Raw genomic sequence first — 25,836 nt, 5'->3', positions numbered from 1 at the left:
TAATAGTATTCAAAGGTATTTAATTACTAGCTATGATTTTGGTTTTGAGTTCTCCTAATTCTTTAATATAAGTTTGGCTTAAAATTTTTATCTAGCCCCTATTGTTCAAGTTTGTATGGTTAAGACAAAAAAAATCCTGCACAGAGGCAGGATTTTTTTTCAATATGATTTTGTCAAGATTAACTATTCTTGAATATCTAACTTCAAATTCAATTCTTTCAATTGCGCATTATCAATTGGTGCAGGAGCATCGATCATTACATCTCTACCGCTGTTGTTTTTAGGGAAAGCAATGAAATCTCTAATGGTTTCTTGTCCGCCTAAAATTGCTACCAATCTATCTAAACCAAATGCTAGTCCGCCATGTGGTGGTGCACCGTATTGGAAAGCATCCATCAAAAATCCAAATTGTGCTTTTGCTTCTTCTGGGGTAAAACCTAAATGCTTGAACATTGTTGCTTGCATGTCCTTGTCGTGAATACGAATAGAACCACCGCCTATTTCATTACCGTTTAGTACCAAGTCATATGCATTGGCACGTACTGCACCTGGATCTGTATCTAACAATTCTAACTGACCTGGTTTTGGTGATGTAAATGGGTGGTGCATTGCATGGTAATGACCTGTTTCTTCATCAAGTTCCAATAAAGGGAAATCTACTACCCACAATGGTGCAAATTCGTTTGGTTTTCTTAGTCCTAGTCTGGTAGCCATTTCCATTCTCAAGGCACTTAACTGCGTTCTTGTTTTATTGGCATCACCAGAAAGTACGCAGATTAGGTCACCTGGTTTAGCACCAGTTGCTTCTGCCCATTTAGTTAAATCGTCTTGGTCGTAGAATTTGTCAACGGTAGATTTAAAGCTTCCGTCTTCATTACATTTTACATAAACCATTCCGTTAGCACCAACTTGTGGACGTTTTACCCAATTTACCAAGGCATCCAACTCTTTTCTAGTATATGATGCGGCACTAGGTAGTGCAATACCAACTACCAACTCTGCAGAGTTAAAAACTCCGAATTCTTTATGCTGGGCAAAGCTATTTAATTCAGCGAATTCCATCCCAAAACGAATGTCTGGCTTATCATTACCATATTTAGCCATGGCATCATCATAAGTCATTCTTGGGAATGAATCGATCTCTACACCATTGACTTCTTTTAAAAGGTACTTCGTTAAGTTTTCAAAGACATTTAAAATATCTTCTTGCTCTACAAACGCCATTTCACAATCTATCTGAGTAAACTCAGGTTGTCTATCGGCACGTAAATCTTCGTCTCTAAAACACTTTACAATCTGAAAGTATTTATCCATACCACCAACCATTAATAATTGCTTGAAGGTTTGTGGCGATTGTGGTAAAGCATAAAACTGTCCTTCGTTCATACGGCTAGGTACAACGAAATCTCTTGCGCCTTCTGGTGTTGATTTTATTAAGTATGGAGTCTCAACTTCTATAAATCCTTCGCCAGATAAAAACTTACGAACCTCCATAGTTACCTTACTTCTAAAAATAAGGTTGTTCTTTACAGGATTTCTACGGATGTCTAAATACCTATATTTCATACGAAGGTCTTCACCTCCGTCTGTTTCATTTTCGATAGTGAATGGTGGAGTTTTAGATTCATTTAAAATTGTTAATTCAGAAACTAAAACTTCTATATTCCCAGTAGGGATATTAGCGTTTTTTGAAGTTCTTTCAATAACCTCTCCTTTTATCTGAATAACGAATTCGCGACCTAAATTTCTTGCTTGCTCTAATAATTCTTTAGAAGTACGATCTTCATCTAAAACAAGCTGTGTAATGCCATAACGGTCTCGTAAATCTACCCAAACAACGAAACCTTTGTCTCTAGTCTTTGCTACCCAACCAGATAGGGTAACTGTTTTGCCAATGTGTGATTCTCTTAACTCCCCGCAGGAATGGCTTCTATACATAATACGTGCTTTAATGAAAGGGCAAATTTAAGAAGTCTATTTCATTATAGGTCTATTTAGTACCTAGGTTTTGCTTAATGATCGGTATCGTAAATTTTAATAAAAATAATATACTTAATACATTAATATTCAGTATTTTACAGCTTCAATGTTAATTTAATGTTATGTAATGGTTATCTTAACATTGATTAATTAGGAAATATATGTATATTTGTAACGTTACTGTTAAGCAAATTATCAATTTAAAAATATATACTATGAAAAAAATTCTAATTATAGCCGTATTGGCATTGTCTTTTGGAGCATATGCTCAAGTTGATCCAACCTTTGTAAAAGATGGAGAAAAAGTGAAAGCTACTTATTTTCATGCCAATGGGGAGAAATCTCAAGAAGGTTACTTTTTAAACGAAAAGTTAGATGGACAGTGGAAAATGTTCAATGAAAAAGGAGATAAAATTGCTATGGGTAATTATGAGAACGGTGTTAGAACTGGAAAATGGTTATTCTGGGAAGGTGATGTGAAAAGTGAAGTAAATTTTGACAACAATAAAATAGCTAGCGTTTCTAAAGCAAATTCTAAATCGCCAGTTGTTACTAATTAATAAACTCAACTAACTCAAATAAAAAAGCCCGTATCAATTTTGATACGGGCTTTTTTAAATTCATTATTGTAAAGGTGCAATTAGGCAACACCTTCTAGTTGTTCATTACTTTCAGCACTTTTGTTTCCGATGTTACTGAACTTAATTTTAATACGGTACACAATATTAAATAATACCGGAACTATAATTAAAGTCAAGAATGTTGCGACGATTAATCCGAAGATTACCGTCCAAGCCAATGGTCCCCAGAATATTACATTATCACCACCAATATAGATATGGGGATTAAATTCTGAAAATAGGGCAAAGAAATCAATATTAAGACCAATTGCCAGAGGTATTAAACCTAATACTGTTGTAATCGCGGTCAAAATAACTGGTCTTAATCTAGCCTTACCACCAACAATCATAGAATCTGTTGCATCTTCAATGCTCAATAGATCACTATCTTCCATGCCTAGTCTTAACTTTTTACGGTCAACCAAAATTTGGGTGTAATCGAGCAGAACCACCCCATTATTTACAACAATACCTGCCAATGAGATAATACCCATCATTGTCATCATAATTACAAAAGACCATCCTGTAATCATCAATCCACCAAATACGCCGATGAAACTTAAGAAAATGGCAATCATTATAATTAACGGTTTTGAAATTCCACCAAATTGAAAGATTAGAATAAGCATAATCAATCCTAAACCAGAGAAAAACGCACCTACCAAGAATGCTTGTTGTTTTGCTTGTTCTTCTAATTGACCTGTGTAATCAATTTTGACTGTTGTTGGTGTCCCTTCAAAACTATCCATCTCTCTTTGAATTTCAGCAACAATAGCACCTGCATCTGTAAAGCCAGGTTTCAATCCGGAGTAAATAGTAACTACACGTTTACCATCACGGTGCTTTATGGCACTAAATCCTGATGTATTTTTCTCCGTAGCTACTGCAGAAATAGGAATTTCCTTAATCTGACCATTCGCAGGATCTCTAAAAATGATATTCTGATTGAATAAGGCACTCTTATTATATCTTAAATCTTCATTAAATCTAATGTTGATGTCATAATCCTCACCATCTTCTTTATAAACACCTGCTTTTTCACCAAAAATAGAGCGTCTTAATTGGTTACCAACTTGACCTACGGCAACACCAAGTTCACCTGCTTTCTCACGATCTACAATTACTTGCATTGCTGGTTTACCTTTGTTTACATCAATTTTTAGTTCTTCAATACCAGCTATATTTTTGGTATTTATAAAATTCTTAATGTCTTCTGCAGTGTTGATCAATTCATCATAGTCGTTACCCTCTAACTCAATGTTAATAGGGAAACCTGCTGGCGGACCATTGGCATCTTTCTCTACGGATATAGCAACACCAGGGTATATGCCTTGTAGTGCCGCTTGAACTCTACCTCTTATATCTTCTGTATTTAAACCATTACGATATTTATACTCACTAAAGTTTACGGTTACCTTGCCTTTATGTGGCATTTCTGCAGAAGAACCACCATCTGTAAGTGGATTACCGGCACCTTCACCAACTACTGAAACAGCAGAAGTCATCATAAAGTTTTCTCCGTCCTTATTTTTGTATTTAGGGTCATCCATTATGGCGTACACCTGGTTTTCAACCTCTTTGGTGATTTCGTTGGTTTTCTCTATAGATGTTCCTTCAGGATATTCTACATACACATAAATTTCATTCGGTTTATTATCCGGGAAGAATTCAATTTTAGTACGACCGCTACCTACAGACATACCAAATAGCATAAATACACCAATTAACATTAAGAATGTGATACCAAAATACCAGTACACGTTACTTCCTCTTAGCGCATGCTTAAGTCGTCTCTCATACCAATTCTCGAAACGAGACATGGTTCTCTTTTGAAATCTTATGGCAGAACCTTTAATGATATATTTATAGGCCCAGAACATAATTCCTGTAAGAATTAGGACGGAACCTAAACCGCGCATAGCACCACCGAAAATTAAAATTAATGTACCTAGAACTCCTAGAATAACACTCATTCTAATCAATTGCTTAAGAGTAAGCTCCTTTTCATCGGTACTCATGAATTTAGAAACTAACATAGAGTTCATGAATATTGCTACGAACAGAGAGGATCCTAATACCACAGAAAGTGTGATAGGGAAGTAAATCATGAATTGTCCAAATATACCTGGCCAAAGACCTAACGGTACAAAGGCAGCAACAGTTGTCGCTGTTGATATAATTATTGGGTAGGCTATTTCACCAATACCTTTTTTAGCAGCCTCTGTTCTTGACAACCCTTCGTCCATTAAACGGTATACGTTTTCCACTACAACAATACCGTTATCCACCAACATACCAAGACCCATGATCATTCCGAAAAGAATCATAGTATTAAGTGTGTACCCAAGCCATGACAGTATTACGAAAGACATGAACATGGACATAGGTATGGCGAAACCAACAAATAGTGCATTTCTAAAACCTAAGAAGAACATTAGTACGGTTACCACCAAGATGATTCCGAAAATAATATTGTTTACTAAATCATCTACTTGATTTAATGTACGGGTAGATGAATCATTGGCAATAGAAATATTTAAATCTGGCGGAAAGTATTCAGCTGTTTCTTTCTTTACCAATTCCTTTATTTTATCTGAAGCGGAAATGGAGTTTCTACCAGCTCTTTTTTTCACATCTAGCATCACTACATTTTTCCCAAATTCACGAGCATAAGTAGTTTTGTCTTTTGCCTGAAAATTGATTGTTGCGATGTCTTTTAAATAAACAGCACCATTTTCTGATTTTACAACAAAATTGTTCAATTCTTTAGGGTCTTCAACTTCACCAAGAATACGAATGGTACGTCTTTGCCCTACGGTTTTTAAATTACCTGCAGACATCGTCATATTACCATTGCTAATGGCACTGATAACATCTTGAAAGCTGATTTTTGCAGCCATCATTTTGTAAATGTCAACACCCACTTCAACTTCTAAATCTTGTGCTCCTCTAATATCGGCCTGTTTAATTTCAGGAAAATCTTCTACTTCATCTTGTAAGTATTCAGCAAATTCTTTCAGTTTCTCTACAGGGTAGTCACCTGTAAAATTGATGTTCATAATAGGAACTTCTTCAGAGAAATTCAAGTCAAAAACATTAGGTTCTACCTTGGCACCATTAAATGTTGGCCAGTCTTCACTTGCCTTCTCACTGTCTACTTCATCTTTAACCTTTTGTTTTGCTTGTTCGACTGTAATTTCCTCATCAAACTCTACAGTTAAAATGGCATAATCTTCTTGAGACGTAGAGGTTACTTCTACTACGTTACTAATATTCTTTAACCTATCTTCTAAAGGATCTGTAATCAGTTTTTCAATATCCTCAGCAGTGTTACCTGGGTACGGTGTGCTAATGTAGATTTTGGTCTCTATTATTTCAGGAAAATCTTCTCTGGGCATAGCCATATAGGCGCTAAATCCCAACCAAAGAAAAATGGCTATCATGACATAAATAACCGAAGGGTTATCAATGGCCCAAGACGATAGACCGAATTCTTTATCGGCGTTCTTTTGTACTTTGCTCATCGATCTTTATTTTTTTATTTTAACTTTTTGACCATCTTTAACACTTCTTGCCCCTTCTTTGATAATATGATTTCCGTCCTCTAAACCAGATAAGACTTCTATATTGGCACCTTGTGTTTTTCCTGTGGAAATGATTACTCTTTTTACGATAGATTCACCATCAGTATTTGGCTCTTCCGCAACAAAAACATACTGTTCTCCATCAGCATTCTCAGATATTATACTGGTTGGTATAAGTATTGCATCTTCACTAGTATAGTCGTTGATGTTAACTTTAGCACTTAAGTTCGGTTTTATCTTACCTTCTTTGTTAGGAACTGCAATTTCAGCTTCAAAAGATCTATTTGAAGGATTAATGAAGTTGCCTGTTTCTCTAATTTTAGAAACAATGCTGTCACCTAAAACTGGAAAATAAACTACGGCTTCTTTCCCTTTTGCAACACTACCTAAATATGATTCTGGTACTTCTACTTCAATGTACATGTCTGATAAATTTACAATACGAAAAACCTCAGAACCTTGCCCTGGAGCCACTACGGTTCCTTGATCTTTAATAACTTTATCTATAATACCTGAAAATGGCGCTCTTATAGTAGATTTTCCTAATTGACTTTGTGTTTGAGAAACCATATTTTCAGAAGCTTCGTAATTGGTCTTAGCTTGTAGATATTGAATCTCTGAACCAATGTTCTGGTTCCATAAACGTTGTTGGCGCTCAAAAGTAGTTTTGGCTAAAGCTGCTTGTGATTTTAATTGACTTAATTGACTTGACATACCGCCATCATCGATAGTAGCTAAAATTTGACCTTTAGATACTTTATCGCCCTCTTTAACATATACTTTTTGAAGTGTACCTGCCATTTCTGGGTAAATTAGAACATTCTGTTTTGTACTAACATCACCTTGTAATTCTAGATAATGATTAAATAGCTCTTTTTTAGCGGTCAATGTATTAACCAACGGCAACTTTTCTTCATTTCCTAAAACTGCAATTGCAGAGTCTAATGATTTTAGTTGTGTTTCAATTAGTTTTTGTTGAGCTGTGATTTCGTTCTTTTTGGCTCTAATGGCATCAAGATTCTGCTGCTCAATAATTTCATTTACCGATTGCTCTCCTCCGCCACAAGAAAATAGGCCGATGCTTGCAATTAATAATACTAGTATTTTTTTCATGATTGTATTTTTAATGATTGATTGTTTAGGCTTTCGTATTTAAAATAATTTCCAATTCGGTTTTTTTGTTGATGACCTCTACCATAGACTGTAAGAACTCTTGTTGAGTAGCATACAATTGCGTCTGTGCTTGTCTTAGCTCAAAACTGGTAGCAAGACCTTCCTTGTATTTTATTTGATTTTTATTTTCAATACGCTCAGATAACATGAGATTTTGTTTTGCTGTTTCATAATTATCGATGGCTAGCGTATAGTTGTTCTTTGCGTTTTCTAACTGCAATCTAATTTGTTGTTCAGCTTCGGTTAGTTGCGTTTTTGCCTTTTCTAAAGCAATTTTTGCACGCTGAGTAGAAGCACTCCTTTTAAAAGAGCTGAAAATAGGAATGCTAAGATCAAACCCTAAAATAGAAGAGTCAAACCATTGTTGGTCACTGCTCAGAAAATCAAAATCGTTTGAATATGCAGAGCTACCGTAATTAACAAAGGCATTTAATGTTGGTAGTGCACGGCTTCTTGCCAACTTCCATTCAAAAAAACGTTGTTCGTTTAAATTTTCAGCTAGCTTATAATCAACATTGTCGTTAATATTAAAATCTGTACCGAGAATACTTAAATCCATCTTAGATAGCGTTAAGTCTTCTAACTCTTCTTGCAATTGTGTTGGGGCATTCAAATCTAGACCCATGCTAACATTTAGCATTTGTAGCGTAATCTGCTTAAGTCTAATTGCATTTTGTAATTGATTTTCTATAGACGAAAGCGTAATTTGAAGTTGATCTACGCTCTCTTCTTCTCCTAGTCCATTTTCATACAGCTTAGAAGTTTCATATAGATTCTTTTCAAGTGTAGCTTTGTTTTTCTCCAAGATTTCAACACTTTCTTCTGCTAACAGTACATTGCCGTATGCTTCAACAACTTGTTTTCTAACATCTAATTCTGTTTTTTCCTTGTTGTTAGCACTATAGCTTAAGAATGCTTTTGTCGCTTGAACACCAACGATATATGATCCATCAAAAATTTGTTGGGTTAAGGTTGCGGTTGCTGTAGCTGACTGCGGTTGAGAGAATACAACTGGTATAAATTCCCCCGCTGCACCACCTGCAAGTTCGGCAGGTAGTAAAGACACTGGTTGTTTCAATTGGTTTTGATAGCTAATAGCACCGTTTACCTGAGGTAAACCACTTGCTATGGTTTCCCATTTCTGTTTTTGTGCATCTATAATATCCCTATCTGCATTTATGGCGGTATAGTTATTTTCTAACGCAAATTGTATAGCCTCTTCGAGTGTAAAACTATTGGCTTGCTCTTGTGAATACCCCAAGCTAATGCTTAGAAAGGTAATGAGTATTAAGAATTGATTTCGCATTTATTCTTGATTTGAATTGATGATTTTATTTAAAATTGCTTTGCCTTTTGGGGTGACGATACCTCTAATGTGGTATTCTAAAAAAGAGTCCATTAATTTTCCTATCGGAAATTGTTCTAACGGAAACATGTTTTGGTCCTTAATACTATTAAGACCGGTAAAATATATTCGAGCAACAAACTCCGGATTTATATTATCTCTAAACAAGCCTTGTTTTAAACCACCTTCAACATTCAATAATATGCATTTATGCATTTTTTCGAATTGCATTAGCTTCAGGTTTTTATGAATTTTCGGATAGTATTTCATTAATTGGTACTGTGGAGAGCTCTTTTCATCATTTAAATGAGACATTACATACTTTTTTATCTCATACAATTCTTCAATAGCGTTTTTCTCCATCGCTATAATTAAGTCAATACCATTGCTTAAATCACAGAACTTATTCATTACGCAATCTTCTACTAACGAAGTCTTATTACTGTACTCGCTGTAAATGGTTTTTTTAGACATGCCAATTTCATTGGCAATATCGTCCATGGTAATACTCTTAAAACCACGTTCTAAGAAAAGCTGTGAAGCTGTATCCCTAATTTTTTCTTTCATAACGGCTGCAAATATACATCAGGAAACTTTAGAAACTACAAAAGTTTCCAAAGTTTTACAATTTTTTAATGTTGACTTTCACTTAATTACAAACTTTTAATTACATATTTTGTGCTCAATCGATTAAGAGGCAGGGTTTTCACTGCTATTTTCAGTGTTTAATTTTTTAACATAATCTAGATAGGATTGTTCTCCTTCTGCTTGCCAAAATTCATCATAATGTTTCCATTGAGAAAAATCCTTTCTCATTTTAGAGCATGCATTCACCCTATTTTTATTTTTGGATTTCTTGTTTTTACTACGACCATCTCCACCGCCACCACCAAAACCAAAAATGATTTTAGATAATAGAAGTATTCCAAGTGCTTTCCAATAATCAATTTGCGGTAGTCCAAATAAATCTGGCATTAACCAGTTCCATAAGCGCATAACTATATATCCTACTAAGAATGCTATACATACGCCAAGTATGATATAACCTAGAATTTTGAATGCTTTATAAACATAAAATTTAACTGCGTTCTCCATGTTTTTTTCAATTTTAGATTTCATAAGTATGTTTTTTAATGTTTTGTATTTCAATATCTTTTAATAGAATAGACAATGCCCTGTGTCTTCTAGACATCAATGTACCTTGAGGTATGCCTGTTTCTTCCGAAATTTCTTTATAGCTATAATTTTCAAAATCGACAGCTATAATAATATCTCTATATGCTGGTTTTAAATTGAAAATTGCAGATTGTAATTTTTTCCGAATATTATCGGAGTATTCTTGTGAAGAATTATCATAAAAATTTTGGGTAAAGTCTATCCAAAGGTTTTCTAATTCATCTTGATTATCAAGACGTTTTTTCTTGGATCGCAGTATATCTGTAATTTTATTTTTAACTGCGTTGTACACAAAACCACCAATATTATGAATAGGTAAGGCATCAATTGGTCTTGAAAAAATACGTAACGCAACTTCTTGAATTATATCTTCGGCGTCACTTTCTGAAGTTTGTTTAATTTTAGATTGAACATAGCGCCTAAGGGAGCTATACTCTTCTTCAAAAAAACTGTTAAGGTTATTATTATTTTGTTGGTGGGATGCCATCCAAAGGTTTTTCAATTGGTCTTCATTAATAAAGACGAGAATTTTGAAGGCTATTGCATTTTTGGGGAAATTTTTTAATTTTTTTTCACCTTTTTAGAAAAGTAAAGGTTTTTTAATTTCTTGGCCACCTCATTCTATAAAATATGAATATTACTAAAATAGCTAATAAAACAGCGCTTAAAATGTACCAAGTAAAACTAGATTTTTTTTTAGATGGATTAATCTCAACAATTTCTAATTGTTGGTTGGTATTTAGATTGGTTAGTATTTGAGTATTACCACCTGTCCAGTTTACAATAACCGAATCAACTACAGTAGTGGCTCCCAAACCAAAGTGAGCTATCACAGAATTTTGCGATAAGTGGCTAGATCCACCACCGTCTATTTCTCTAATTATTCTTTTCCCGTTCGCAACTACGGTAACTCTAGAGCCAATACCATTTGCTTCTGATGCTTGCCCTATAAGTGCAACTTTTAACCAATTACCCTTTGTTAAATCATTTCTAAAAAGGCGTGTAATTGATGTTGTTGGGTAATTTAAAATAGGTTTTTGATTTACAACCAATAAGTCCATATCTCCATCATTATCCATATCAAAAATTACCGATCCTCTACCTATTCCATAATCATTAATGGCTAGTTCCCTTCCTTTTTCGGTGTATGTGTTATCATTGTTCTCAAAATAGAAATTACCCATAGGCGTGCAATTTGGATTCAGATCTCCGTTAGAAACAAATAGATCCAAATCTTTATCATGGTCAAAATCTGCAAAATTTGCGCCCCAACTAATGGCCAAATTATAGGTGCCCAAATCTTTTGCTTTGTCAACAAATGGCTTGCCAATGCCTTGATTTTCCATTAGCATATTGAACTTAATGTTGGTAATGTAATAATCCATCCAACCATCACCATTATAATCACCAACCGCCGCTCCCATGGCGTTAATTTTCAAGTCCATTTCAGTTTCCTTACTAACATCTATAAAATTGTCATCAGGATATTCATTTTGGTATAGAAAATTGGGTACTGCTTTATACCCAAAATCTTGGTTGACCAATAAATCTTGGTCATTATCATTATCATAATCGGTGAAAACACCTCCAAAACCAAAGCCTTTATGACCTAAACCGTAATCCTTATATACGTTTTTAAATTTTTTACCTTCTTTATTTTCTAGTAAATAACTTTTAGCCGTTTGGTTGGCACTTACAATGGTAGCATCTTTAATAATACCGAGTTTACCGGTAAATTCTTGAAAATAATTACCTACAAACAAATCAGGATATCCATCTGAATTAAAATCACCAAAACTTGGTCCCGTACTAAAGGAGTTTAAATCTTCTAAGCCATATTGATTGGTGACATCTTTAAATGTAGCATCTCCATTATTTAAAAACAGTAAATTTTTAGCTCTAGGTATAACACTTTTTCCGTCTGTAGTAGTTATGGTGGTGATGAATAGATCTCTATATCCATCTTTATTAATATCGGCACTTACAACACCTTGGGTAACATAATTATTGGTGATTTCTAAACCAGAACCATTGAAAGTATTTTTGAAAGTACCGTCGCCATTGTTGAGATATAGTCTATCCGATTTTATACCACTCGTTATATATAAATCTTCAAAGCCATCATTGTTGACATCAAAAACTGTAACGCCACCACCAAAAGTACCCTCGTAGACTTCATACTGGTGGTCTATGCCAGCATCTTCGGTGACATCAATAAATGTTTGTTGTGCATTACTGATCCATCCATTGAAAAAAAGGAGTATACCTAAGTTTTTTATAAATATTGAGATGTTATTTTTCATTTTTGATCTTCCATTCTAAGGCGTAAACATTTTTTGCTATTTCTACTCCTTTTTCTAACCCTACTTCGTTATCTAATTGTGTGTGAATTCCGCCGTAAAATCTTGAATCTGCGGTTTCTTGAGCAGCATCCCAAAAGGTGTTAAACGAGCGGATGACAAAATCTGTCTCTTTTAACTCGTCGCGCTTCCTGCCTTCATGTGCCCTATCTGTAAAAGTAAATTCTTTTCCAAAATTATGCTCTAACACTGTTGCCGCTGCCGCCGCTTGTATGGCATGTCCTGACGGAAAAGATGGAAAAGGAGGGTCTGGCCAAAATGATTCCCATTCTTCATCAATAAATCTTGGTATAAAGGTATTAGGACGTTCAGTAAAAAACTGATATTTCCATTTCCAGCAATTAACAAATGCATCAGATACCGCCATACCTACTTGGGCATATGTTTTTGCGCTTTCAATCATAGAGATATCATGACCATCAATAGCTAGCGTGGCAAAATAATAGGAGTGACCTGGTGGTGTAAAACTGACATCAGGATCATCGCCCCACCAAATAGCCGCTTCTTTTTCTAACTGGGTTAACTCTTGATCTTTTAGATATACATTTTCGAATTGTTGGTAGTATGGAGATCCAGGGGTAGTATCATACGGAATCATCTTTGGGTCTTCAAGTTGTTTATTCTTTGAAGCAAAGGTTCTATTTTCTCCCCAGTGTGGATGCAATGGATAATGACTGAAAGATTGAGCAAATAATGGAGGTTTCCAAGCACCCGGTCTGTTCGGATGCACCATAGTTTTGTCAAAATTATTCAGATATCCTCTATGACCGCCATCGGTTTTAGACCATTCAAAAATAATTTGCGCAACAGATTTACCAAAAGCTACTGATCTTGAAACAGTTTCTTTATCTAAGGTTGAAGCAAGTTGATCGTAAATTACCTGCTCAAGAGAATCAATTTTTTTAATATTTTCTTCGGATGTTTGAACGTAGATATTCTTTAAAATTTCTGACTGACCAGCGTTTAATGACAAAACCCAATTGTATTCTTTTGAATCATCTGCCACAGGAAGTAATTCTAAGCCTTTTAATTGACCGTTCATTGATTTGTAATAAGGAAACCCTTGCACTATAGATTCGTACATTGTGAGACCGGTATATCCAAATGCTCTAGAGGCGAAAGTGGGGGAGTTTGATGGTGTATATCTTGTAATAAATAAGGTCATATTAGCCCATTCTATAGCAACTTCTTTATCGCTCATTTTTGGCTCCTCTTTTGTAGAACACGCAGTAATGGTCAAAAATACTAGGGATAAAAGAGTAATTGTATAAATCAGTTTTTTGTAAATAGTCATGGTTTAATTAAATACTATTTTAAGAGTTTATAGGTTTCGGTAGCTGTGCCGTAACTAGTTAGAATAAGTTGGTTATCTATGAGCAGCGCATGAGTGTTACTTCCTTTAATTGATAGCCCAGATTTGGTTTGGGGTAAATAGTTGAAAGTATTATTGTCAACACCTAAAAGCACTGTACCATAGTTGGCATCAAATTTCCCTATTCTAAGTTTGTAATTATCATTGTTGCCCAGAAGAAGTAAATCAATAATACCATCATTATTGAAATCTGAGCTTATAATTTCTGAAATAGGGGAGTATTGAGCTTCAATTGGCAGTGAAATGTTTTGATATATGTCGCTATTAGTGCTCATTAAAACTGTAGTTTTTTGATGTTTAATCGTTAATTTATTCGCCTTCTGTAATTCACTTGACTTGAAAATATCGTTTACAGTTGCATTAGCATATTTTTCATAGCTATTGAATTGTTGTCTTTTGCCTGAAAGTTGACCCAATAGTTCATCTCTAGTTACATATGGGTAGCTGACACTATCCATGTAGAAATTTAAAATAGGATCTACCGAACCATTATTATCAAAATCAGTATAGTATAATTCAGCGGGTGTATCATTACTCACTTTAAATTGAGTATTGGTTCCAATATTACCCGCAATAATATCTGGTTTGCCGTCTTTATTGAGGTCGGTTATATGGAGACTCGTCCATAAACCAGATAAAGATTTATCAAAAAACCGATCAGTTTCATTAACTAATTTGCCATTTTTATTCAGGTAGATAGAAATTGGCATCCATTCACCAAGTACAATTAAATCCTCTTTTTTGTCACCATCCATATCTGCCCATACAGCATCTGTGACTATACCCAAATTGTTCAGTTCTGGCTGAATATTATCTGTCTTGTCCGTGAAATTGCCTTTGCCATCATTTATTATTATATAACTTTTAGATGATTGTGGAAATCGTCCTGGAGTTACATATCCACCAACGAAAATATCTAAAAATGCATCGTCGTTAACATCAGAAAAAGCAACTGAACCAGAATTTGTTAGCATGCTTGGTAGGGCAGATTCAGATTTTTTAAAATTTCCTTTCCCGTCTCCTAAATATAGTCGGTCTTGTAAAAGTGGGTCGTTTTTAGTAAAATTATGATAACCACCACTAGCAATATATAGATCTAAGTTACCATCATTATTTATATCAGAAAGTGCGATATCTGAATCGAACTGTTCTTTGTCTACATCAAAACTAGTATTTATCTTTTGAGTAAATTTCTTATTCTTAGTTTGTATGAATATGGATGTTGGTTGCCCAATGCCACCACCAATTACAAAATCTTCTAATCCGTCATTATTAATATCACCCTTAGCCATTGGCGGACCATCATGCGAGAATTGTTTCAATAAAAGCGACTGCCTTTTAAAGTCATTTACTGATGATGATTGGTGCTGATATGTAATAACATTCGCGATCTTTGAAAATAAGACTTCTTTTTTGTCTTTTACTAAATTTGATTTTTTTGCGTTGCTTTCTTCAAGTACTAATAATTGGTTTGTTGAAACTTGTGAAAGAATTTCTGTTTTACCAGAATTCCAGCCAATTATTAGAGAGTCTATTGTAGTGTTATCAGCCAATCCAAAATGTAATATTGGCGAAACAGTTGAAAGGTAACCTTGGGTTGGCATTTGTTCAACTACTTGTGTTTTTCCATTATTGAAAACACTTACTTTAGAACCTATGCCATTTGTATTTTTATCGGAGCCGTAAAGTTTTACGTTCAAATAATTGTTCCCTTCTTTGGCTGTATCATTTCGGTATATAAATGCGGGTTTGTTAATGTTGTTTATTACTAAATCTAAATCACCATCATTATCTAAATCAACATAGATTGCGCCATTGCTATTAGCTGGTTGATCCATACCTGCAACTCTAGTATTGTCCGTGAAATTTATACCATTTTTATTACTGTAGTAGAAATTGGTAAGGTTAGAGGCCGGCATTTCTTTTATCAACTCTAAAACATCTTGTCTTTGTAGTCTTCCTTTAGATTTTACATAACTATCCATGTAGTTGATGAAATCTAAATTGGTATAGTCTCTAAAATATCCGTTAGAAATAAACAAATCTTTAAATCCGTCATTATCAAAATCTGCAAATAGGGGAGCCCAGCTCCAGTCTGTATTCGAGATACCAGATAGCTGTCCAATTTCACTAAAGGTGTTATCACCATTGTTTAATTGCAACATGTTACGCATGTACTGATGGTGAAATCCGCTTCTAATATTCAAATCGAATTTTTCATAATTATCTGGTGATAATAAAAGTTTTTGGCGTTTGTTGTCTTTGGGTAACATGTCTAAAGTGAATATGTCTTGTAAACCGTCATTATTAATATCCGCCACATTATTTCCCATAGAAAAGTGACTTGTGTGACCCATTTGTGACCCTAATTGGTCTGTAAATGTTCCGTTTTGATTATTGATATATAAATAATCTGGTACAGTGTAATCATTGGAAATGTAAAAATCTTGCCATCCGTCATTATTAATATCACTTATGGCGATTCCTAATCCGTAGGTTAGGGCAGAACCGCTAATGCCTGCTTTTTTGGTGATGTCATAAAACTTATTAGCTCTTTGTTCAAACAGTCGTGTACCTTGATGTGGGTCGTCTTTTTTCAAAAATTCTTTTGTGCTAACTTCATTTAAAACTGGCAAAGATTTTGGATTATGATTTAGTAACAGCATATCTAAGTCGCCGTCTTTATCATAATCAAAGAAATAACCTTGATTGCTGAATGCTGCACTTGCTAAACCATATTCTTCAGCTTGTTCTTTGAAAATAGGAATGTTATTGGAATCGTTTCCCTGATTAATAAATAGTTGATTTTTACGTTTAGCATCAGGTAATGCTCCTGAATAACATAAGTAGAGATCTAATTTTCCGTCACCATTTACATCTGCAGAAGTAATCCCTGTTTTCCAGGGTCCAGGTCTGCCTTCGATTTTAGAAATTGTGGTAACATCTATAAAAGATAAATCACCTTTATTCAAATAGAACTTATTTTTACCCATGTTAGAGGTGAAGTATAAATCTTCTAATCCGTCGTTATTAAAGTCTCCGGTAGCTACCCCACCGCCATTATATAGATACTCATATACCAATACATTAGCGTTAAGTCCTTCTTTTAATGTGTTCTGGAATGTAATATTTGTTTCACTTTCCGGTAAAAGTGTAAATAATGATGGTTTTTCAACGGTATTAATAGTAGGTGTTACTTGATCTTCGATAGCCTTCTCTTTGCAACTTTGAAGAAGTATACATACTATAAATAGATAGAGAGTTAGATTTTTTGTCATTTCCTTAAAAGTAAAAGATCTATCCTAAAAAGGGATAGATCTTTAAATTAACTCAATTTAAACTAAACTAATAACCTGGATTCTGAATCAATAGGTTATTTCTGTTGATTTCATCTCTGCTAATAGGCATGAAATACATTTTGTCATCCCAAGTTCTTGTTTCATTATCATTGTTATCAACAACGGTATATGTATAATCATATACTGTTGGATCATATTGATAAGGTGTTCTTGGTGTAGCACCTGCTTTAAGCGTTGCAGTTACTTTCATCACCTTAATACCTCTGCCAAGTGTTTGGTCTGCGATCATCCATCTTCTGGCATCATGGAACCTGTGTTCTTCATAAGCTAATTCAACCCTTCTTTCATTGATGTAAGCATCTAAAAGTTCTGAACCAGATGCAGTAATTGCTGGCATGCCTGCTCTAAAACGAATCTTGTTCAACCAATTTCTAGCTTCACCTTCATCCCCTAGGGCAATAGATGCTTCAACATAATTTAAGATTATCTCAGTATATCTAATAAATGGCCAAGGCACCACTTGAGCGCTAGATTGATTGTCAACCAAAGATGGATCTGGATCAATAAATTTACGCACGTAATAACCTGTTCTACTACCGTTCCAGTTTTCAATTGGTGAATCGCGCATGTCAACCCCCGCAATTATACCACCGCTACCATCTGCGTACGTACCTGTTTGAATTTCATCATAAGGATCTATTGCAGCTACATCATCTGGTCTTGGTTTCCAAGCAGCTCCATCATAAAGAACTGTTGCGGCCAATCTTGGATCTCTGTTTTCATAAGGAGCCGAAGCCTGCTCCGGATTGCTCCAATCGAAATCGGTTCCATCCATCATTTGGTAATCGTCTACCAATTGTTGAATAGGTGTATTACCCGCCCAGTTATGATACCCGTTAGGGCCGTTATTTATTCCTTGGTGAATACCACCTAAAGGCCAGTTACTTTCAGCAGTAAATAAAGGAGAATGTGTTCTTTCAAACAATAGTTCTGATCTTGCGGCAGCATCGCCAACAGCACTACCACCTCCCATAGCAATGGAGATATAGGTTTGTTTAGCTTCTTCAGCAGTTGCTGGTGCTGTTAAATCTAATTTGTAACCAGTTGTTGCATCTAATACTGCCTTGGCTGCAGTTTTAGCTAAAGTCCATCTGGCATCTCTATCTCCAGAAGTATAAGCAACTAGTTCTAGATTTGAATAGCCACCTAAAACAGATGATTTTGCGCTAGCTGTTGGGCCATCTCGTAAATCACTTGCTGCATAGGTAAGTACTCTAGATTTTAAGCCCATAGCGCTTAACATTGATGCTCTACCAGGTGTAACATCTTTACCATCTAACAATGAAATTGCTTTGTCTAAATCATCGGTTACGAATGTTACGTTATCGGCATAAGTATCTCTAGCTATTGTATAATCATCATCTAGCCCGTAAGGAGCATCTATTAATGGTGCGCCGCCATAATAACGCATTAGTTGATGATAGTAATAAGCTCTTAAAAAATAAGATTCACCTAATAATCTATCCTTTAAGGTTTGGTCATCAAAAGCAGCGTTAGGCAATTCTTGTATGGCGATATTCGCTTTACGAATAGCTAAATACAATTCATTCCATTGCGGAATTATATTTATATTCCCCGTACCTGACGGTGAAAGTGAACCTTCTGTGATTACATTTACTCCTCTACCAGAGTGGGTAAACATTGCTTCGTCTGTTAATGAAGATAAACCTTCTTCCTCAAATCCTCCATAGCCTAGAGATGAGTAAACATTAAATACAAAAGCTTCTGATAATGATCCATCTGCCCAAGTAGCATCAGCTGAAATTGCATCTAACGGGGAAGTTTCTAAAAAATCTTCATTACACGAAATAGGAACTAACGCGAGCGTTAGTATGCCTAAGAGTACTAATTTTCTTTTTTTCATGATTTTTTTTTAAAATGTTAAACTAAAACCTGTGTTAATAATTGACTGTTGTGGATAGAACTGACCACTATTACTAGTCGACTCAGGGTCATAGATATCTTGAGCTGCCCATGTAGCCAAGTTAAGCCCGCTCATATATATCTTGAATTTGGAAAGGCCAAATTGGTCTATTAATTCTGATGGGAAATTATATGCCAATTGTACGTTTTTAAGTCTTAAATAATCCTTACTAAATAGATTGTAGGTATTGTTCCCATAATCACCGCCTGTGTAATATGTATCTCCACGACTTGCTAGTCTTGGATGAACACTACTTGGGTTTTCTGGACTCCATCTATTATCATAACTATACTTTAGAAAATTACCGATATCACCCGATTCTGTTTGTATAAACAATTTAGCACCAGTGGCACCTTGCAACAAAACGGAAAGGTCAAAATTCTTGTAAGAAGCATTGAACGTAACACCAAAATTAAAGTTAGGATTAATGCTATTCTTTAATCTTACTTGATCTAAATCATTGATAGCGCCATCACCGTTGATATCTTTAAATTTCATATCACCAGGCTCTAATTGTGGCTTAACTGCGCTGTAGTCCAAAGTATTTGCATTAACTGCCGCTTCATCAATGAATACACCATCTGATTCATATACCAAGTATGATCCAATTGGTTTTCCTTCTTGTAATTGATAGTCTGGAGCTCCAGGAATTTCATCTAAAAATACTACACTGTTTTGAGCATAACCTCCGTTTACACCAACATCCCATTTGAAACCATCTACACTTCCACCGAAATAATTTAAAGCAAATTCAAAACCTTCGTTATTAACTTTACCTGCATTTACAGGAGGCAATAAGTCGGAAATACCGGAAGAACCTGGTGTAGATCCTGTTTTTTGAATAAGAATTTGATCACGCTTGTTTAAAAAGTATTCTAATGTGAAACTTAGTTTACCATCTAGCACTATACCATCCAAACCAATGTTATAATTTTTAGCGCGCTCCCATGTGAAACTTGGGTTAGCTAAAAGGTTTTCAAATAAAGTCGTTTGAACTTGTCCGTTTATTGGATACTGCCCAAACTCATAAATTGACTGATATGCATATTCTTGTAATTCATCATCCGTAATTTCTCCATCACCATTAGTGTCAAATGAAACTTGATCATTACCCATTTCTCCGTAAGATGCTCTTAGTTTTAAATAACTAATGGAATCAACATTGAACCAATCTTCGTTATTTATGTTCCAACCAACTAATAAACCTGGGAAGAATCCGAAACGGTCATTACCTGGAAAAATATAAGAACCATCATATCTCCATATAAACTCAGCTAAATACTTTTCTTTAAAATTATACTGAGCACGCCCATAATAACCTAAACGAGTTCTATTATACCCAAATCCATCCGTTTCTTGTGCAATTTCGCCACCAACGCCTAGTTGATCTACAGCTGTAGAAAGATAGTTTCTTCTAAATGCTGAGAAAAATTCACCTTGAAAATTTTCACGGGTTATACCAGCTAAAAGACCAATGTTGTGGTCCTCACCAAAAGTTTTATCATAGGTTAATATACCGGTAAGGTTAGTGTTCAGTATATTATTAGATGATTGTAATAATCTTGCATCAGTAAAATTGGAGCGAATAGATCCACTTAGTTCAGGAACACCTGTAGCGATATAATTCGCACGGTCTAAAGAATATAGTGTCCAAGGTGTTTGCCATAATTTTCTGCGTAACTGGCTTTGATCCACACCTGCGGTTAAGTTTAGCTTAAGACCTTCAACCCATGGGTTTGTAATATCAACAGACCCTGTAAATTGTAGGTAATCTGTAGGTTGCTTGTCATAACCAGTGGCATTGGTTGTTACCACTACTGGTTGTTGACCATTTTCAATATCTGGACCAGGTAATCCGTTTGGCCATATTGCAGGTTCGTTAGGTCTACCTCTCATTAACATTCTAAAAATAGCACCTGCACCTTCAGTTGGGAAAGTTCTATCTTCTTTTCTATAAGCCATGCTTAATTTGGTAGAAATGTAATCGTTAATTCTTGCATCGGTATTCAATCTAAAATTGTATTGCTGATACCTGTTCGCTGAATTCTTGTATATAGCGCCTTGGTCTGAATACCCTAAAGAAGCATAGTATTTTAAATCTTCATTACCACCACTTATAGATAGATTGTGTCTTTGTTGTTCTGCCCAATCTTTAAAAGTTGCACCAAACCAATCTGTATCAGGATATAACCATGGATCTGCACTAGTTCTGTAATTATTAATTGTCTCTGGACTAAAAGCTGCATTTACAGTTTCTGCAGGACTACTGCCAGGTATTGTATAGCTACCAGATGTTTGAAATGCAGTGTTTGCTGTACCCCATTGCGATGCTGGTATGTTACTATTGTAAATTGCTAGTTCGTTCATTATGGTTTGGTACTCAACGGCACTAGCCATTTCTGGAGTTCTTGTCGGTCTTGTAAGTCCGAAATCGGCTTTATAGTTTATTTGCATTTTGCCAACTTTACCAGTTTTAGTGGTAACGATAATAGCACCGTTAGCTGCTCTAGCACCATAAATTGCAGCTGAGGCATCTTTAAGTACAGAAATATTTGCAATGTCATCTGCATTTATACGCCCAATACCACCATCTCTATCAGGGATACCATCTATTACTACTAATGGTTGGTTGTTTCCCAATGTATTTGTACCACGAATACTTATAGTTGATTCGTCGTTACCAGGCTCACCACTGGTTTGTACAATTACTACCCCTGGTAGTCTACCCGCAAGTGAGTTAGATACACTTATTGCAGGGGAACTTTCAAGTACGGGACCTTGTACTGCTGTTACCGCACCCGTTACAGTTGCTTTTTTCTGAGTACCATAACCAACAACAACGACTTCGTCAAGGTTGGCAACATCTTCTTCTAAAGAAACATTGATAGTACTTTGATTGTTTACAGGTACAACCACGGCTTTAAAGCCAATGTAGCTAAAACGTAAACTAGAGTTGCCATCTTCGATAGTAATAGTAAAATTACCATCAAAATCTGCTTGTACTCCCGTTGTTGGGTTGTTTGCATCAATGACCGATACCCCGGGTAACGGCATGTTATCTGAAGCAGATGTTACTGTTCCAGAAACGGTTGTTTGTGCGTGGAGACTTGTTAAGAGAAATCCACTAAAAAATAAAATCATCGTTAAGCCTACATGATTCCGAACCATGGAAAACTTAGGAAAGTTTTTTTGATAATTCATAAAGTTAGTCGTTACAGTTGTTAGTTATTCTATGTAGGCATAAGTATTAAAATCTCTTTTGGTACCTTTTTAAGGTCAAGAGACTATGATACACTATGCTACTATAAACAAATATATAAATAAATGTTAATTTAATAAATTTTGTAAGTATATTTTTTGAGATTGTGATTTATATCATAAAATATCATCAATATATTATATTATGATAAATGCAACATTTAATATTTAATGGTAGAAAGGGCTGATGTTTGGTGAATATTTTAATGATTAGTTAGGTGTTTTATAGTTATGGGTGATGTAGTTTTATGTTCCTTTTTTTGATTACAATAATTGTGTTTTATTAGCTTTAATTTCTAAGTTTCTTTTTTGTTCTTTACACCCTTGTCATATTCAATAAAAGGTATAGGATTTTAAAATCTTCTTTTAAATTGTATATTGACCGATACAAATTTCATATATTATTTATGCAGGTTATTAGTAATATTTTAAGCTTAACCCACAATAATAACCTTACAAAACATGAGCAATTGGTTCAAGGAGTTATTGAGTCTATTGAAGATGGGAAATTAGCTGTGGGAGATCAGTTACCCTCTATAAACATTATGGTTGAAGAGATTGGTTATGCAAGAAAGACCATCTTTAAAGCATATGAAGAACTTAAGAATAGAGGCTTAATTGAGTCCAGACAATTAAAGGGGTATTTTGTGATTAGCCAAGCTACAAATATTACAAAAAGAATGGCCTTATTATTGTTCGCTTTTCAAAGCTATCAAGAAGAATTTTACAAAACATTCAGAAAAGAAATGGGTAAACGATTTCAAATCGATGTTTTTTTTCACCACAATAATCTTAGTGTTTTCGAAACTATTATTACCAATATTAATGGTAAATATGGAATGTATATAATTGCTCCAATTCAAAACCAAAAAGTTGCACAGCTATTACAACATATTGAACCTAAAAAATTATTATTAGTAGATCGATACTTAAATTTAGGAAAATCGTATTCTTATATTTCTCAAGAATTTGAAAATGTAATTTATAAATCATTGGTTCAATTGCTTCCTGACATAAAAAAGTATTCTAAAATCATACTATATTTTAATGAGGAGAGCGATTTTTCTCCTGTTTCCATAAAAAATGCATTTGAAAGATTCTTAGAAGAATATTCTGTAAACGGTGAGGTGAAAAACCATTACGTAATAGGTTCTGCCGTTAAGGGTAATCTTTATTTTGCTTTAGGAGACACTATATTATGGCATATTCTTCGAGATTCGGTTCGTAAAAAGTTGAAAATAGGCGAGGATATCGGTATTTTATCTCAAAATGACAATGTTTCTAAAGAGATTGTTTTTGGGGGTATTACTACCATTTCTACAGATTTTTATGAAATGGCTAAGTTGGCAGCAAGACATATAAAAAATGAAAATACCACTCAGGTAATTATGCCATCTAGATTAATTAAAAGAGCTTCTTTGTAATATATTCTCATTCATCTTTTAAGCTTAAACGATTCCTTTAAATTGTCTAGGTAATATTTTGGTATAGCGTTTTGTTTCTTCTAGTAACAAAAGCACCTTATTTCAATCTTATTTATTCTATTTTTGAAGAAAATTGCTAGTAATGCATACTATTGAAGAATATCGAGAAGAGTTTATTGCTTATTTGGATTCAAAGAAAATTACGAAGGAACCTAGAAACCTTTACGAGCCCATTACCTATATTCTTGGTTTAGGAGGCAAAAGATTAAGACCAGTTTTAGTTTTGATGACCGCAGAAATATTTAAGGCTGATTATAGAAAAGCATTGGATGCAGCTTTAGCAGTTGAAGTCTTTCATAATTTTTCTTTAGTGCATGATGATATAATGGATGATGCCCCTGTTCGTAGAGGGCAAACCACGGTTCATGAAAAATGGGATATTAATACGGGTATTCTTTCGGGTGATGCTATGCTAATTATGGCTTATCAGCTTTTTGAAAATTATGAGCCAAATGTTTTTAGAGATTTGGCTAAACTTTTCAGTAAAACGGCATTGGAGGTTTGTGAGGGTCAACAATATGATGTTGATTTTGAGACAAGAGACGATGTAATGCTGCCTGAGTATTTAAAAATGATTGAATATAAGACAGCCGTACTTGTTGCTGCAGCATTGAAAATGGGTGCTATTGTTGCCGGTGCATCTGATGCTTCGCAAGAACAGATGTATAATTACGGATTGAACCTTGGAATTGCCTTTCAATTACAAGATGATTATTTAGATGTTTTCGGAGATCCAGAAACTTTTGGAAAGCAAGTTGGGGGAGATATTATTGAAAATAAGAAAACATATCTTTATCTAAAAGCTTTGAATTCAGGTTCTGAGGTAATGTCAAAAGAACTGGAGCATTTATATTCTATACAACCAAAGGAGACAGATTCTAAGGTTAAAGCGGTGCGTTCTATTTTTGAAAAGACAGGAGCGGACAATGCTACCAAAGGAGCTATTGCAGATTATACCGCTAAGGCTTTTGAGGTTCTTGTTGACATGGATATTGAACAAGAAAAGAAAGATCTTCTGCGTCAATTTGGTAAAAACCTTATGAATAGAACTGTTTAAAAAAGACGCTTAAACAATGCTTTTATAAACGGAGTTTTAGGGCAAGAATTTATATAAACAATATCTTCTTTTAAACTTGTTTTTTCATCAAGAAATTTAAATACCATTTGTGGTTTTAAAGATTTAAAAATAGATTCAAAAATCACATGCCCATTTCCATTGTCATGATGTAGTACATCTAAAAAAAGCATGTCATAAAACCAGAATTTATTTTTCAGTTTCATTTTCTTTAGCGGTGTACCTTGCTTAATATGCTCAATTAGTTTTGGAATTTTATTAGCAGTGCTCATTAGGGTGTAGCCTGTACTGGGTTTTGCCCAACCGCCAGCGGTACCTATATATCTAACTCTCTTAGTGTGGTGATCTCTAAAATCATAAGCGGTCATTGGTATACTACCAGCTTCCTTTTCAATAATCTCATAAGTTTTACATTGAAAACGGTCTACTATATACTCTTTTATAGCAGCTTCATATTCGGCTTTTGGTAATAATTGTTCTGAGAACAATGTGTATTCAATTAATGCAGTATTGTTAGAATAGGGTAGTACATACATAAACCGAGTATTACCTTTTTGAGGAATGGAAAAATCCATATATGTAACCTCTGAAGCATTGAAAATGGGTTTTTCGGTTTTTATGACCCAACCTACGAAATGCTGTTGCAACACCGGATATTTTTTTTGCCCCATTGCCATTTTATAGTCAAAAAGGCTATTGAATATGAACTTGCCAGAATACGTGTTATTCGTAGTTTTTACGGTAACCTCGGTGGCTGACTCATTTAAGTCAACCATACCTTCTTGAACAAAAGTGATATTAGATGATTCTTTTATACGACCTAAGTAATATTTGTAAAAATCAATACTCCTAATCATCTTATAGGAATAAGGACTTATGTTCGTTCTTTTTAAAACGTCATCACCTTGAAAATGAATAGCGTCCCATTTTTTATGGACAATTGCCTCAAACTGACCATTACCTTCTTCCCAGAAACACCATGTTCTATCATTAGTATTTTTAGCATCTTTGTCAAGAAGTAATATTTTTTTATTATCAAAAAACGAATCATTAAGCATGGCATCAGCCAGTAATAAACCAGATGCGCCTGCGCCAATAATGATATAATCGTATTCGTTCATGACTT

At 34.7% G+C, this 25,836-nt stretch carries 16 protein-coding genes; 3 read left to right on the top strand and 13 right to left on the bottom strand.

The features are described 5' to 3' along the window. Positions 1–183: 183 nt before the first annotated feature. Positions 184–1,938 (bottom strand): aspartate--tRNA ligase, encoded by a 1,755-nt coding sequence (gene aspS, locus P178_RS0105625; RefSeq protein WP_027065295.1) that lies wholly within the window; start codon positions 1,936–1,938, stop codon positions 184–186. Between the two features lie 257 nt (positions 1,939–2,195). Between aspS and P178_RS0105620 the strand changes: the two genes are divergently transcribed. After that, positions 2,196–2,540: a toxin-antitoxin system YwqK family antitoxin gene (locus P178_RS0105620; protein WP_027065294.1), complete on the top strand. Its 345-nt coding sequence runs from the start codon at positions 2,196–2,198 to the stop codon at positions 2,538–2,540. Positions 2,541–2,620: 80 nt separating this feature from the next. Here the strand turns inward: P178_RS0105620 and P178_RS21545 are convergent, their stop codons facing one another. The 11 genes from P178_RS21545 to P178_RS0105565 form a co-directional block, all read right to left on the bottom strand. Continuing rightward, complete coding sequence (locus P178_RS21545; RefSeq protein ID WP_036145776.1) at positions 2,621–6,124, bottom strand: efflux RND transporter permease subunit; 3,504 nt, start codon at positions 6,122–6,124, stop codon at positions 2,621–2,623. A gap of 6 nt (positions 6,125–6,130) precedes the next feature. Beyond that, complete coding sequence (locus tag P178_RS0105610; protein ID WP_027065293.1) at positions 6,131–7,297, bottom strand: efflux RND transporter periplasmic adaptor subunit; 1,167 nt, start codon at positions 7,295–7,297, stop codon at positions 6,131–6,133. Positions 7,298–7,322: 25 nt separating this feature from the next. Then, complete coding sequence (locus tag P178_RS0105605) at positions 7,323–8,663, bottom strand: TolC family protein (RefSeq protein ID WP_027065292.1); 1,341 nt, start codon at positions 8,661–8,663, stop codon at positions 7,323–7,325. Then, entirely contained in the window at positions 8,664–9,269 is a 606-nt protein-coding gene (locus P178_RS0105600) for a TetR/AcrR family transcriptional regulator (protein WP_027065291.1), read from the bottom strand. It abuts the gene before it with no gap. 123 nt (positions 9,270–9,392) lie between these two features. Further along, positions 9,393–9,821, bottom strand: coding sequence for a hypothetical protein (locus P178_RS0105595; RefSeq protein WP_051638184.1), 429 nt, complete (start codon positions 9,819–9,821; stop codon positions 9,393–9,395). Further along, positions 9,811–10,365 carry an RNA polymerase sigma factor gene (locus P178_RS0105590; RefSeq protein ID WP_027065289.1) on the bottom strand — a complete coding sequence of 185 codons (555 nt, stop codon included), beginning with the start codon at positions 10,363–10,365 and terminating at the stop codon, positions 9,811–9,813. Before P178_RS0105590 ends, P178_RS0105595 begins: the two co-directional genes overlap by 11 nt. 112 nt (positions 10,366–10,477) lie before the next feature. Then, positions 10,478–12,181, bottom strand: a complete 1,704-nt coding sequence (locus tag P178_RS21540) for a CRTAC1 family protein (RefSeq protein WP_051638183.1) — start codon at positions 12,179–12,181, stop codon at positions 10,478–10,480. Next, a complete protein-coding gene (locus P178_RS0105580) occupies positions 12,171–13,439 on the bottom strand; it encodes a phosphatase PAP2 family protein (RefSeq protein WP_197026786.1) in 1,269 nt (422 codons plus the stop codon). Before P178_RS0105580 ends, P178_RS21540 begins: the two co-directional genes overlap by 11 nt. Positions 13,440–13,546: 107 nt before the next feature. Beyond that, a complete protein-coding gene (locus tag P178_RS21535) occupies positions 13,547–16,888 on the bottom strand; it encodes a VCBS repeat-containing protein (RefSeq protein ID WP_051638182.1) in 3,342 nt (1,113 codons plus the stop codon). A 67-nt stretch (positions 16,889–16,955) separates the two neighbouring features. Then, a complete protein-coding gene (locus P178_RS0105570) occupies positions 16,956–18,833 on the bottom strand; it encodes a RagB/SusD family nutrient uptake outer membrane protein (protein WP_027065287.1) in 1,878 nt (625 codons plus the stop codon). A 9-nt stretch (positions 18,834–18,842) separates the two neighbouring features. Further along, positions 18,843–22,094: a SusC/RagA family TonB-linked outer membrane protein gene (locus tag P178_RS0105565; protein WP_027065286.1), complete on the bottom strand. Its 3,252-nt coding sequence runs from the start codon at positions 22,092–22,094 to the stop codon at positions 18,843–18,845. 464 nt (positions 22,095–22,558) lie between these two features. Here P178_RS0105565 and P178_RS0105560 point away from each other — a divergent pair, with 464 nt between their 5' ends. Together P178_RS0105560 and P178_RS0105555 are read left to right on the top strand one after the other, a co-directional pair. Beyond that, complete coding sequence (locus P178_RS0105560) at positions 22,559–23,575, top strand: GntR family transcriptional regulator (protein WP_027065285.1); 1,017 nt, start codon at positions 22,559–22,561, stop codon at positions 23,573–23,575. 142 nt (positions 23,576–23,717) lie between these two features. Then, positions 23,718–24,692 carry a polyprenyl synthetase family protein gene (locus P178_RS0105555; protein ID WP_027065284.1) on the top strand — a complete coding sequence of 325 codons (975 nt, stop codon included), beginning with the start codon at positions 23,718–23,720 and terminating at the stop codon, positions 24,690–24,692. Here P178_RS0105555 and P178_RS0105550 read toward each other — a convergent pair. Next, positions 24,689–25,831: a lycopene cyclase family protein gene (locus P178_RS0105550; protein ID WP_027065283.1), complete on the bottom strand. Its 1,143-nt coding sequence runs from the start codon at positions 25,829–25,831 to the stop codon at positions 24,689–24,691. The two genes, P178_RS0105555 and P178_RS0105550, sit on opposite strands and share 4 nt — an antisense overlap. Positions 25,832–25,836 lie beyond the last annotated feature (5 nt).

The sequence above is a fragment of the Maribacter sp. Hel_I_7 genome, from assembly GCF_000688315.1.
In the GTDB taxonomy this organism is placed as follows: domain Bacteria; phylum Bacteroidota; class Bacteroidia; order Flavobacteriales; family Flavobacteriaceae; genus Maribacter; species Maribacter stanieri.
This window is presented reverse-complemented; position numbering and strand designations above follow the sequence as displayed.

Bases quoted from the DNA above. Each gene is read 5' to 3' on its own strand.
- P178_RS0105550 (WP_027065283.1), bottom strand. From the start codon at position 25,831: ATGAACGAATACGATTATATCATTATTGGCGCAGGCGCATCTGGTTTA.
- P178_RS0105555 (WP_027065284.1), top strand. From the start codon at position 23,718: ATGCATACTATTGAAGAATATCGAGAAGAGTTTATTGCTTATTTGGAT.
- P178_RS0105595 (WP_051638184.1), bottom strand. From the start codon at position 9,821: ATGAAATCTAAAATTGAAAAAAACATGGAGAACGCAGTTAAATTTTAT.
- P178_RS21540 (WP_051638183.1), bottom strand. From the start codon at position 12,181: ATGAAAAATAACATCTCAATATTTATAAAAAACTTAGGTATACTCCTT.
- P178_RS0105565 (WP_027065286.1), bottom strand. From the start codon at position 22,094: ATGAATTATCAAAAAAACTTTCCTAAGTTTTCCATGGTTCGGAATCAT.
- P178_RS0105620 (WP_027065294.1), top strand. From the start codon at position 2,196: ATGAAAAAAATTCTAATTATAGCCGTATTGGCATTGTCTTTTGGAGCA.
- P178_RS0105570 (WP_027065287.1), bottom strand. From the start codon at position 18,833: ATGAAAAAAAGAAAATTAGTACTCTTAGGCATACTAACGCTCGCGTTA.
- P178_RS21545 (WP_036145776.1), bottom strand. From the start codon at position 6,124: ATGAGCAAAGTACAAAAGAACGCCGATAAAGAATTCGGTCTATCGTCT.
- P178_RS0105580 (WP_197026786.1), bottom strand. From the start codon at position 13,439: ATGAGCGATAAAGAAGTTGCTATAGAATGGGCTAATATGACCTTATTT.
- aspS (WP_027065295.1), bottom strand. From the start codon at position 1,938: ATGTATAGAAGCCATTCCTGCGGGGAGTTAAGAGAATCACACATTGGC.
- P178_RS0105560 (WP_027065285.1), top strand. From the start codon at position 22,559: ATGCAGGTTATTAGTAATATTTTAAGCTTAACCCACAATAATAACCTT.
- P178_RS0105600 (WP_027065291.1), bottom strand. From the start codon at position 9,269: ATGAAAGAAAAAATTAGGGATACAGCTTCACAGCTTTTCTTAGAACGT.
- P178_RS0105590 (WP_027065289.1), bottom strand. From the start codon at position 10,365: ATGGCATCCCACCAACAAAATAATAATAACCTTAACAGTTTTTTTGAA.
- P178_RS21535 (WP_051638182.1), bottom strand. From the start codon at position 16,888: ATGACAAAAAATCTAACTCTCTATCTATTTATAGTATGTATACTTCTT.
- P178_RS0105605 (WP_027065292.1), bottom strand. From the start codon at position 8,663: ATGCGAAATCAATTCTTAATACTCATTACCTTTCTAAGCATTAGCTTG.
- P178_RS0105610 (WP_027065293.1), bottom strand. From the start codon at position 7,297: ATGAAAAAAATACTAGTATTATTAATTGCAAGCATCGGCCTATTTTCT.